The sequence below is a fragment of the Pseudomonas sp. CHM02 genome (assembly GCF_000612585.1).
In the GTDB taxonomy this organism is placed as follows: domain Bacteria; phylum Pseudomonadota; class Gammaproteobacteria; order Pseudomonadales; family Pseudomonadaceae; genus Aquipseudomonas.
In genome coordinates this window covers 40,595-51,799 of the sequence record NZ_JFCA01000048.1, presented here as the reverse complement: position 1 = coordinate 51,799, position 11,205 = coordinate 40,595, and the positions used below count along the sequence as shown (strand labels likewise).

The 11,205-nt window shown below is 59.0% G+C and carries 9 protein-coding genes and 1 tRNA gene; 1 reads left to right on the top strand and 9 read right to left on the bottom strand.

From position 1 onward, the window contains the following. Nucleotides 1–76: 76 nt before the first annotated feature. The 6 genes from BM70_RS0124790 to queA all read right to left on the bottom strand — a co-directional run bounded on the left by BM70_RS0124790 (nucleotide 77) and on the right by queA (nucleotide 6,150). Nucleotides 77–619, bottom strand: coding sequence for a glycine zipper 2TM domain-containing protein (locus BM70_RS0124790; RefSeq protein ID WP_025858533.1), 543 nt, complete (start codon nucleotides 617–619; stop codon nucleotides 77–79). A 123-nt stretch (nucleotides 620–742) separates the two neighbouring features. Then, nucleotides 743–1,657 (bottom strand): protein translocase subunit SecF, encoded by a 915-nt coding sequence (secF, locus tag BM70_RS0124785; RefSeq protein ID WP_025858532.1) that lies wholly within the window; start codon nucleotides 1,655–1,657, stop codon nucleotides 743–745. 9 nt (nucleotides 1,658–1,666) lie between these two features. Continuing rightward, a complete protein-coding gene (secD, locus tag BM70_RS0124780) occupies nucleotides 1,667–3,535 on the bottom strand; it encodes a protein translocase subunit SecD (RefSeq protein WP_025858531.1) in 1,869 nt (622 codons plus the stop codon). 62 nt (nucleotides 3,536–3,597) lie between these two features. Then, the gene (gene yajC, locus BM70_RS0124775; RefSeq protein WP_003175975.1) at nucleotides 3,598–3,936 is read right to left on the bottom strand and encodes a preprotein translocase subunit YajC; all 339 of its coding nucleotides are present in this window, start codon (nucleotides 3,934–3,936) and stop codon (nucleotides 3,598–3,600) included. Between the two features lie 43 nt (nucleotides 3,937–3,979). Next, nucleotides 3,980–5,095, bottom strand: a complete 1,116-nt coding sequence (gene tgt / locus BM70_RS0124770) for a tRNA guanosine(34) transglycosylase Tgt (protein WP_043274365.1) — start codon at nucleotides 5,093–5,095, stop codon at nucleotides 3,980–3,982. Between the two features lie 5 nt (nucleotides 5,096–5,100). Beyond that, nucleotides 5,101–6,150 carry a tRNA preQ1(34) S-adenosylmethionine ribosyltransferase-isomerase QueA gene (queA, locus tag BM70_RS0124765; protein WP_025858529.1) on the bottom strand — a complete coding sequence of 350 codons (1,050 nt, stop codon included), beginning with the start codon at nucleotides 6,148–6,150 and terminating at the stop codon, nucleotides 5,101–5,103. A gap of 108 nt (nucleotides 6,151–6,258) precedes the next feature. On the opposite strand from queA, the gene BM70_RS0124760 reads away from it, so the two are divergent. Continuing rightward, nucleotides 6,259–6,343: transfer RNA gene (locus BM70_RS0124760), tRNA-Leu, on the top strand. A 163-nt stretch (nucleotides 6,344–6,506) separates the two neighbouring features. On the opposite strand, the gene BM70_RS0124755 is transcribed toward BM70_RS0124760, so the two are convergent. The 3 genes from BM70_RS0124755 to potE form a co-directional block, all read right to left on the bottom strand. Beyond that, nucleotides 6,507–6,827 (bottom strand): DUF3077 domain-containing protein, encoded by a 321-nt coding sequence (locus tag BM70_RS0124755; protein WP_371262179.1) that lies wholly within the window; start codon nucleotides 6,825–6,827, stop codon nucleotides 6,507–6,509. A gap of 98 nt (nucleotides 6,828–6,925) precedes the next feature. Next, entirely contained in the window at nucleotides 6,926–9,211 is a 2,286-nt protein-coding gene (locus BM70_RS0124750; protein ID WP_025858527.1) for an Orn/Lys/Arg decarboxylase N-terminal domain-containing protein, read from the bottom strand. Beyond that, the gene (potE, locus tag BM70_RS0124745; RefSeq protein WP_025858526.1) at nucleotides 9,208–10,632 is read right to left on the bottom strand and encodes a putrescine-ornithine antiporter; all 1,425 of its coding nucleotides are present in this window, start codon (nucleotides 10,630–10,632) and stop codon (nucleotides 9,208–9,210) included. The genes BM70_RS0124750 and potE overlap by 4 nt, the downstream gene beginning before the upstream one ends. Between the last annotated feature and the right edge of the window lie 573 nt (nucleotides 10,633–11,205).

Below are 11,205 nucleotides of genomic sequence, written 5' to 3'. Positions count from 1 at the left end.
GCGCCAGGCGCCGACTGAGCCAGCTGGTCCAGCGCTATCGCCGGCAAGCCGGCTCCTACGGGTTTTGCGGCGCGAGTTACTGTTGGTTCTGGCCCAAGATCAGACGACCTTCTTTGTCGACAGGGATCTGGCTGCCAGGGTCACGCTCCATGCGCACAGTGCCTTCCTTGCCATCCAGGTTGTAACGCACGTCATAGCCGACCACCTTGTCGCTGATGTCGTTGACGGTGTTACAACGGGTTTGCGTGGTGGTATAGGTATCGCGGTTCTGCATGCCTTCCTGAACCTTGTTACCGGCATAACCACCACCGACCGCGCCGGCTACGGTAGCCAGCTTCTTGCCATTACCGCCACCGACCTGATTGCCCAGCAGGCCACCGGCCAGCGCCCCCACGACGGTACCGACGATCTGGTGTTGATCCTGAACCGGCTTCTGCCGGGTCACGGCGACGTCCTTGCAGACCTCGCGAGGCGTTTTGATCTGGGTTTTCACCGGCTGCACCGCCAGCACTTGCGCATACTCAGGGCCGCTTTTTACCAGGCTGTAGGTGGCAACAGCACCCCCGGCAGTCACACCGACAGCACCCAATACCGCACCAACCAGCAACGACTTGTTCACGTTGAACCTCCTGACCATCACAAGCGGACCGAAACGTCCGCGCTATACCCAGCCTTGGAGCAAAAAAAAAGGCGCGAGTTCAATACTCGCGCCTTTCTTGTCACAGCGATCAACAAGCGCCCATCAAGGGCGGTCGTCGACCTCCTTGCCGGTAGCGGCTGGAGGAATCAGGTCTTCGCTGTTGAGGTTCAGCCAGATCAGCACCACGTTGGCGATGTAGATCGACGAGTAGGTACCCGCCAGAACGCCGATGAACAGCGCCAGGGAGAAGCCCCACAGGTTGTCGCCACCGAAGATCATCAGCGCAGCAATCGCCAGCAAGGTGGAGATCGACGTTGCCATGGTCCGCAGCAGGGTCTGGGTGGTGGAGATGTTGATGTTCTCGATCAAGGTTGCCTTGCGCAGTACACGAAAGTTCTCGCGAACCCGGTCGAATACCACGATGGTGTCGTTGAGGGAGTAACCAATGATCGCCAGCACCGCCGCCAATACGGTCAGGTCGAAGGTCACCTGGAAGTACGCCAGGATACCCACGGTCACGATCACGTCGTGGATCAGCGAGACAATGGCGCCGACACCGAACTTCCACTGAAAGCGGAACGCCAGGTAGATCATGATGCCGACCAGCGCCATCAGCATGCCGAGGCCGCCCTGGTCGCGCAGCTCTTCACCGACCTGCGGGCCCACGAACTCGACGCGCTTGACCGACGCCGGGTTATCGCCGCCGACCTTCTGCAAGGCCTCGGCTACCTGGTGACCCAGTTGCGGGTCTTCGCCCGGCATACGCACCAGCAGGTCGGTCGTTGCACCGAAGCTTTGCACGATGGCTTCGTGATAGCCGGCCTTGACCAGCTCGTTGCGCACCAGGGTAACGTCGGCGGGCTTCTCGTAGGTCAGCTCGATGAGCGTACCGCCGGTGAAGTCCAGACCGTAGTTCAGGCCCTTATGGAACCAGCTGAACAACGCCAGAACGGTAAGGAGCACAGTGACGCCGAACGCAATGTTGCGAACGCCCATGAAGTTGATTGTACGTAACATGGCAGCCCCTTAAATCCACAACTTCTTGAAGTCACGTCCGCCAAAGATCAGGTTGACCATTGCGCGGGTCACCATGATGGCCGTGAACATCGAGGTAAAGATACCGAGGGACATGGTCACCGCAAAACCTTTGACCGGGCCGGTGCCCATGGCAAAGAGAATCCCGCCGACCAGCAGAGTGGTCAGGTTGGAATCGAGAATCGCAGTAAATGCCCGGCCGAAGCCTTCATTGATTGCACGCTGTACGGTCATGCCCGCCGCGATCTCTTCACGGATCCGCGAGAAGATCAGAACGTTGGCGTCTACCGCCATACCCATGGTGAGTACGATACCGGCGATACCTGGCAGGGTCAGCGTAGCGCCCAGCAGCGACATCAGGGCCAGCAGCATCACCATGTTGCCCGCCAGGGCCACGGTGGCGATGATGCCGAAGAAGCGATAGATGGCGATGATGAACAGGGACACGAACAGCATGCCCCACAAGGCCGCATCGATACCCTTGGTGATGTTGTCGGCACCCAGGCTCGGGCCGATGGTACGCTCTTCAGCGAAGTACATCGGTGCAGCCAGGCCACCGGCACGCAGCAGCAGGGCCAGTTCCGACGACTCGCCCTGGCCGTTCAGGCCGGTGATACGGAACTGGGCACCCAGCGGCGACTGGATGGTCGCCAGGCTGATGATCTTCTTCTCTTCCTTGAAGGTCTGGACCGGTACGTCTTTTTCGACGCCGTTGACCATCTGCTTGGTGTAGGTGGTGATCGGGCGTTGCTCGATGAAGATCACTGCCATGCTGCGACCGACGTTGCTGCGCGTGGCGCGGCTCATCAGTTCGCCACCATGACCATCCAGGCGGATGTTCACTTCAGGGGTACCATGCTCGCCGAAACCGGCCTTGGCGTCGGTGACCTGGTCACCGGTGATGATCAAGCCACGCTCGATCAGTGCAGGAGGACGGTTGCCTTCGCGGAACTCGAACTCTTCGGCAGTCGCGCGGGTAGCACCCGGCTCAGCCGCCAGGCGGAATTCCAGGTTGGCGGTCTTGCCCAGGATACGCTTGGCTTCAGCGGTGTCCTGCACGCCCGGCAGCTCAACCACGATGCGGTTGGCGCCCTGGCGCTGAACGATCGGCTCGGCCACACCCAGCTCGTTGACGCGGTTACGTACCGTGGTCAAGTTCTGCTTGATGGAGTATTCGCGGATTTCCGCCAGCTTGGCTGGGGTCATCGCCAGACGCAGTACAGCCTGGCCGTTGAGGTCAGCCGGTACGATGTCGAAATCGTTGAAGTTCTTGCGGATCAGTGCACGGGCCTGTTCGCGGGACGCTTCGTCAGAGAAGCCCAGCTGGATGGCACCGTTGAGCTGCGGCAGGCTGCGATAACGCAGGCGCTCTTTACGCAGCAGGCTCTTCACGTCGCCTTCGTAGACCTTCAGGCGGGCGTCGAGGGCTTTGTCCATGTCGACTTCCAGCAGGAAGTGCACACCACCGGACAAGTCCAGGCCCAGCTTCATCGGGTGCGCGCCGATCTTGCGCAGCCAGGTCGGCGTGGTCTGTGCCAGGTTGAGCGCGACCACGTAGTCGTCACCCATGGCCTTGCGCACGACATCTTTGGCCGGCAATTGGTCTTCTGCCTTGGTCAGGCGCAGCAAGCCGCCCTTCGCATCAGCCGCCAACGTTGCCGCCTTGACCTGGATACCCGCGTCAGTGAGCGCTTTGCTCGCGCGGTCCAGATCAGCCTGATTGACCTGCAGCGAAGTGCTGGCGCCCGTGATCTGGATCGCCGGGTCATCAGGATAGAGATTGGGAGCGGAATAAATAAAACCGATCGCCAGCACCGCCAGGATCAGTACGTATTTCCACAGAGGGTATTTGTTCAGCATCACGCCGCCCGCTTATAACGCGGGGCGCCTTGCGCGCCCCGTCGATTGGTAAAGGTTGTTACTCAGATCGCTTTGAGCGTGCCTTTTGGCAGCGTGGCGGCGATGGCGCCCTTCTGGAACTTCATTTCTACGGTGTCGGAGACTTCCAGTACCACGAAAGCGTCGGAAACCTTGGTGATCTTGCCAGCGATGCCGCCGGTGGTCACAACTTCGTCACCTTTTTGCAGGCTGCCGAGCAGGTTCTTCTGCTCTTTGGCGCGCTTGGCCTGTGGACGCCAGATCATCAGGTAGAAGATAACCAGGAAGCCGACCAGGAAAATCCACTCGAAACCACCGCCCATAGGACCGGCAGCGGCAGGCGCAGCGGCGTCAGCCATGGCGTTAGAGATAAAAAAGCTCATTTAGCACTCCAGTTGCAAATAGTGAATCTTAGGGTCGGAAAACTCAGTCCAAGGGCGGCACAGGGAGCCCGCGCTTGGCATAGAAGGCATCGACGAAGGCGGCCAATGTACCCTGTTGAATAGCCTCGCGCAAACCAGCCATCAGGACTTGGTAGTGACGCAAATTGTGGATGGTATTCAACATGCTACCCAGCATTTCCCCACACTTGTCCAGATGGTGCAGATAAGCACGGGAGAAGTTCTGGCAGGTGTAGCAGTCACAGGTGGGATCCAGCGGCGAATCATCATGGCGATGGAACGCGTTACGGATCTTCAGCACGCCTGTATCGATGAACAGATGCCCATTGCGGGCATTACGGGTTGGCATCACGCAATCGAACATGTCCACACCGCGGCGCACACCCTCTACGAGATCTTCCGGTTTGCCAACGCCCATAAGGTAACGAGGTTTGTCAGCCGGCATCAGGCCTGGCAGGTAATCCAGCACCTTGATCATTTCGTGCTTGGGCTCGCCCACCGACAAACCGCCGATGGCCAGGCCGTCAAAACCGATCTTGTCGAGGCCTTCCAGCGAGCGTTTGCGCAGGCTTTCGTGCATGCCGCCCTGGACGATACCGAACAGCGCCGCCGTGTTGTCGCCATGGGCATTTTTCGAACGCTGGGCCCAACGCAGGGACAACTCCATGGAAATCCGCGCGACGTCTCCGTCAGCCGGGTACGGCGTGCACTCGTCGAAAATCATCACGATGTCGGAGCCCAGGTCGCGCTGCACCTGCATCGACTCTTCCGGGCCCATGAACACTTTGGAACCGTCCACCGGCGAGGCGAAGGTCACGCCCTCCTCCTTGATCTTGCGCATGGCGCCCAGGCTGAACACCTGGAATCCACCCGAGTCGGTCAGGATCGGGCCTTGCCACTTCATGAAGTCATGCAGGTCGCCATGCTTCTTGATCACTTCCGTGCCAGGGCGCAGCCACAGGTGGAAAGTGTTGCCGAGGATGATCTCGGCGCCGGTGGCGACGATGTCACGCGGCAGCATGCCCTTGACGGTGCCGTAGGTGCCCACGGGCATGAACGCCGGGGTCTCGACGGTGCCGCGCGGAAAAGTCAGGCGACCACGACGGGCTTTGCCGTCGGTGGCGAGCAATTCAAACGACATACGACTCATAGTTGTTCCTCTGGGCCGCGTGGCGCCGGGTTACGGGTGATAAACATCGCATCACCGTAGCTGAAAAAACGGTACCCATTGTCGATGGCGGCTTGATAAGCGGCCATGGTCTCGGGATAACCGGCAAATGCCGACACCAGCATCAACAGCGTGGATTCCGGCAAATGGAAGTTGGTGACCAGGCAATCGACCACATGGAACGGCCGGCCTGGGTAGATAAAGATGTCCGTGTCGCCACTGAACGGCTTGAGCACACCATCACGCGCCGCACTCTCCAGCGAGCGCACGCTGGTGGTGCCCACCGCGATCACCCGCCCGCCGCGTGCCTTGCACGCTTGAACCGCGTCCACGACGTCCTGGCTGACTTCCAGCCACTCGCTGTGCATATGGTGGTCTTCGATGTTATCCACACGCACCGGCTGAAACGTGCCGGCCCCCACGTGCAGGGTCACATAAGCGGTCTCGACACCTTTGGCGGCAATCGCGTCCAGCAGCGGCTGGTCGAAATGCAGCCCGGCAGTCGGTGCAGCGACGGCGCCCAAGCGCTGGGAGTACACCGTCTGATAGCGCTCGCGGTCCGAGTCTTCGTCGGGGCGGTCTATATAAGGAGGCAACGGCATATGGCCGACACGCTCCAGCAACGGCAACACCTCTTCGGCGAACTTGAGCTCGAACAGCGCATCATGACGCGCCACCATCTCGGCTTCGCCACCGCCATCGATCAGGATGCTCGACCCCGGTTTCGGCGACTTGCTGGAGCGCACATGGGCCAGCACGCGGTGGCTGTCCAGCACCCGCTCCACCAGAATTTCCAGCTTGCCGCCGGAAGCTTTCTGGCCAAACAGCCGCGCCGGAATCACCCGGGTATTGTTGAACACCATCAGATCGCCTGGGCGCAAATGCTCAAGCAAATCAGTGAATTGACGGTGTGCGAGGGCACCACTCACCCCGTCCAGGGTCAGCAGTCGACTGGCGCGACGCTCGGCCAAAGGATGGCGAGCGATCAGCGAATCAGGGAGCTCAAAAGTAAAGTCAGCAACGCGCATGATGGGGTTCGTCTAGCAGGGCCGGGAAGTCTAGCGGAAATAGTCAAAATTGACCATGAAACGTGATTGACCAACGGTAATCACCTCTCTATACTTCGCCGCCATTGAGCCCTGATGGCGGAATTGGTAGACGCGGCGGATTCAAAATCCGTTTTCGAAAGGAGTGGGAGTTCGAGTCTCCCTCGGGGCACCATCTTAAAAAAGACCTTGAAATTCAAGGTCTTTTTTTTCGTCTTTAGAAAAGTGGGCGGTCAGCTGATTCCTCACTCACCGCCCATTACCACTTGGAATACGGTCCAATGTGGGAGCTGGCTTGCCTGCGATTACGCCAGCCCCAACACCCTCAAACCACCTGCCTACACACCAACCGAATCCCCCTCCTCTGTCACCCCATTCGGCAACATCCCATTCGCCAAATCATCCACCACCGCCTTCCCCATCTCTCCCAAATAATGCGCCGCCCAGGCATACCGATCCGCGCTGTTATCCATCGCTGCATCCAATGCCAGCATTTTTGAACAGTGGAGAAGATCGGATGCATGCTCCAGGGCATCACGGATGGGCACGCCGGAATTGACGCGGAATTGACGATGGAGGTCAGGCTGTTTGCCGCAGTTGGAGAAGGTGATGATGAAGCCTGACCGGGCGCCAGGCCCGACAGACAGGTGTCCCGCGATGACCAAATTGTATCGCGAGCCACATGCCCACTCAGAAACCGATCACCGATACAAAGGCAGTCCTTGCGCTGTGCGCCGCTACCGACGCTGCCACCCCCTCATTTCAAAACCAACAACCGATAAACCCCTGCCTCACTCTCAATCCCATGCGTGTCATGCGTAAATCCTGGGAAAGACTGGTCGAAGCTCTCAAGCGCCTTCAAATACGCCAACAGCGGCCCATCCGACGGCCCTGCGTTCTCCCCCGGCATCAGCAGTGGAATGCCTGGCGGATACGGCACGATGCCCGTTGCAGCTACGCGTCCGGCGGCCCCCTCCAATGTCACCTGCTCGACCTCGTTTCTCACCAGTTTTTCGTACGCCTCCACCGGGCTGAACTCCGCTTGTGGCAGTGTGCCGAACGCCTGGGCCATGGCTGCGGTGGTTCTGGTTTTTTTCATGGCTACGAAGATCTCTTCGGCCAGGTCCTTCAACCCCATTCCCGTGTAACGCTGCTGGTTGGCTGCGAGCAGATCTGGCAGGCACAGCTCCAGTTCCAGGTTGGTGTCGTAGTCACGCTTGAAGTCCAGCAGTGCGTTGACCAGCGTGCCCCACTTGCCTTTGGTGATGCCGATGGAGAACAGAAAGAGGATGGTGAAATCGGTGGTTTTCTCGACCACGATGCCCTGGCGTCCCAGGTACGCGCTGAGCACACAGGCCGGGATGCCGAAGTCGAGCAGGTTGCCGTCGTCGCCCATGCCGGGGCTCAGGATCGACACCTTGATCGGGTCGAGCATGCAGTAGCCGTCTTCGATGTCGCCGAAGCCGTGCCAGACCTCGTTCGGGTGCAGCACCCAGCAATTGGGGTCGGCCTTGAGTTTGGCGGGGTCGACCTCGTGGAACGGAATCGAAGTCGCGCCCACCGGCACTGACGGCGGCTGCCAGCAGGAGAAAAACCAGTCATCGTTGCTGAGCATGTCGCTCTGCATGCGCGAAATCACCTGCCGAAACGCGATGGCTTCTTCAATGGATTCGTTGGTCAAAATCTGCCCGCTGGGGGCTTCCATCATCGCTGAGCTGACGTCGCACGAGGCCATGATCGCGTAGTTGGGCGAGGTCGAGGCGTGCATCATGTACGACTCGTTGAAGCGTCCGTGGGGGATCGGGTTGCGCCCGTTGCGCACATGAATCATCGAGGCCTGAGACAGCGCCGCCAGCAGCTTGTGGGTCGATTGCGTGGCGAACACAGTGGGCTTGGACGGGTCATGATCGTCGGGGCTGCCGTGCATCGCGAAGCGATCCTTGTACAACGGGTTGAAGCGCGCGTAGCCGTACCAGGCCTCGTCAAAATGCAGGCGGTCGACGCTTTTCCCCAGCAGTTCTTCAACCCGTGTCACATTGTACGTCAGGCCATCGTAGGTGGAGTTAGTGATGATGGCGTGCACAGGCGTCGGGTCAATGTGGCCTTTCACCAGCGGGTTGTTGGCAATCGCCGCTTTCACGCTGTCGGCGCTTAAGGTCTGCGGCAGGATCGGGCCAATGATGCCGAAGCGATTGCGAGTGGGCACCAGGTAGGTCGGGATAGCCCCGGACAGCGTCATCGAGTGCTCGGCAGACTTGTGACAATTGCGGTCGCACAGGGCGATCTGGTCGCGGGTTACGCTGGCCATCAGGATCACGCGGTTGGACATCGACGAGCCGTTGGTCACGTAGTACGTGCGATGAGCGCCGAACACCTTCGCCGCATAGCGCTCGCCCTGGCCGATGGGGCCACTGTGGTCGAGCAACGAGCCCAGTTCGCCGACGGAAATCGACAGGTCGGAACGCAGCAGGTTCTCGCCAAAAAACTCGTAGAACGCCCGGCCTGCGGTGCTCTTCAAGAATGCCGTACCGCCGGCATGGCCTGGCGTGTGCCACGAGTACTCATAGCTGCGGGCGAACTTGAGCAGCGCGCCGAACATCGGCGGCAACACGGCCTGACGGTAGCGTTCGATGGCTGCCATGATCCGCCCGCTGAGGAAGCGGCTGGTGTCTTCCGGCAGCCAGATGAAGTCGTCGGCGTGCTGCATCACGATCAGCGGCACGCTCGATGCAGTGCTGCGATCGCTGATCAGGAACACCGGCACACGGGTGTTGCGTTCGCGCAGGGCAGTAAGCAGCCCGATGCATTCCTGATGATCGTCACTGTCGTCCATTTCCCAACTGAGCAGCACGCACTGGATCGCAGGGTCAGTGCTTAAGATCGACTTGGCGTCACTGAGGCTTTCCGAAGTCAGCACGCTGATGGAGCGGTCTTCTACATCGCTGATCAGCTGAATCAATGCCCGACCGAAAACGCTGCGTTTGTCGGGCTGCTTGCTGACCAATAGCGCCAGCATGCCGAGCAGGTGTTTGTTTTCCGTCATGGTTGTGTCTCCAAGGTGGCTTGGTTCACGCGATTGAGCGTCAGGTCGTTCACGGGAATGGGTTCGCCTACGATATGTTGAGCGGCGACAGTCTGCGTCGGAACGCTGTTATTCAGGGCCTCCAGTTTGATCAGGCGCGTGTTGACGAAGCCGAACAGCGTGTAGCCGATGATGGTCGCCACGCCGCCGAGCATCAGGGCCTGCTCCCCGGAGCTGTAAAGCGCCAGGTAGCTGTAGGCTGCGGCGATCCAGGCCACGATGTTGGTGATCAGTGCCTTGTTCGCTGGCACGTTGGACACTTTTTGCAGAGTCATCAGCGTGGCCATCGACAGGATGTACGGCACCAGGTTGGTCACCACTGCGAGGTTCACCAGGGTGTCAAATTGTTTGGCAAGATCGGGGCTGATGGTCATGAGAGCCATGACCGTCTGCATCGCCAGCAGGATCAGCATGCTGATGATCGGTACCCCGTGCTTGTTCGCCTTGGCGAAGATCGGCAGGAAATAGCCAGTGTCTGCAGAACTCTTGAACACCTGTGCGACCGTGAACTGCCAACCCAGCAGCGAACCGATGCACGCCAGTACCATCAGTCCCATGATGATGTTGCCGATCATGGGGTTGAACATCTTGGCAAACACCAGACCAAACGGCGCAGTGGACGCCACTAGCTCGGCGTTATCGACGATCCCGGCGATGACGTTGGTCGAAAGGATGTAGATCACCGCTGCGCCCAGGGTGCCGCCGAGTACCGCGATGGGTACGTTCTTCTCGGGATTTTCCACTGCGTCGCCGTTGGCGCACGCGGACTCAAGGCCGAGAAACGCCCACAACGTGATTGCCACCGACGCGCCGGCGGCTTCGTACCAGGTTTTGTCGTGAGGATTCCAACCTGCTGCGTACACGCTGCTGTCGAACCAAAACCAGCCGACAGTCGACACCAGCACCACCGGCGCAATAACACCCCAGACGGTCACGGCGCCGATCTTGCCGGTGATGCTTGCCCCACCGAAATTAGCGAAGGTGGTGATCCACAGCAACGCGATAGTAGCCAGACCGACTTCCAGCGAGCCAAGTTTTATGCCGAACAACGTTTGGATATAACCTACCGCGGTGATACTGATGGCGACGTTGGCGATCAGCAACGACAAACCGTATGTGTAGTTAGTGATGTAGTTACCGGACTTGCCGAAGGTGTATTCGGCGTACCCGCCCATGCCGCCGGTCTTGCGGCTGAGCATGCCGCAGCGCGCAAACGCATAGGCCAAGGCCAGCGACCCGGTTGCCGTGATAAGCCAGGAAAGGATGGAAATGCCGCCGACTTCGGCGAGTTTGGTAGGCAACAATACAATGCCGGAACCCAACATGTTGACGGCCGTCAACATCGTCAGTTGCCCCACACTCATCTTCTTCGCGTTCGACATGCAGGCGTCCTTTTATGGATGAAGTAAAAGTAATAGACGCAAACGTGGAAATGGCAAGGCAGCGAGATTGAGCGGTTTTTGCCACTCCCCTAGCTTCTCGTCAACAAATGCGAATGGGATGGCTCTCCAATTCAAACGGACACGTATGACCGATCTGCCAGTCATCTACCACGGCGATGACCTGCCGTGCTCATCATAAATAGCTCCTCCCAAGCCATTCATTGATGTAACAACCATTTGCCGTGTAACACGCATAGCGGCAAACCTGTCACAGCGGTGTAACGTCATAATAAGTAATTTAAAATCATTAACTTATCTAATCATGAAACATGAGTAACACCCGTAACATGGTTTTATCAGGGTATCCCCCTGGCGCCGTTAGTATTGCTCCTTCAGCGAAGCAAGGTGGGTCATCTCTTGGCTACGGTTCGATGGTAGGGCCCCTGGAGCATTCTTGAAGGTACGGGGTAGGAAATCCGCAGGATCGTGTGAGCGCAAAGTCACCCAGCTTAGTGAACAGATGAACCAGGTGAACTTCAGTTCACCTGTGCATTTGACCTACCGTTTGATCCC

Bases quoted from the DNA above. Each gene is read 5' to 3' on its own strand.
- secF (WP_025858532.1), bottom strand. From the start codon at position 1,657: ATGTTACGTACAATCAACTTCATGGGCGTTCGCAACATTGCGTTCGGC.
- secD (WP_025858531.1), bottom strand. From the start codon at position 3,535: ATGCTGAACAAATACCCTCTGTGGAAATACGTACTGATCCTGGCGGTG.
- yajC (WP_003175975.1), bottom strand. From the start codon at position 3,936: ATGAGCTTTTTTATCTCTAACGCCATGGCTGACGCCGCTGCGCCTGCC.
- tgt (WP_043274365.1), bottom strand. From the start codon at position 5,095: ATGTCGTTTGAATTGCTCGCCACCGACGGCAAAGCCCGTCGTGGTCGC.
- queA (WP_025858529.1), bottom strand. From the start codon at position 6,150: ATGCGCGTTGCTGACTTTACTTTTGAGCTCCCTGATTCGCTGATCGCT.
- BM70_RS0124750 (WP_025858527.1), bottom strand. From the start codon at position 9,211: ATGACGGAAAACAAACACCTGCTCGGCATGCTGGCGCTATTGGTCAGC.
- potE (WP_025858526.1), bottom strand. From the start codon at position 10,632: ATGTCGAACGCGAAGAAGATGAGTGTGGGGCAACTGACGATGTTGACG.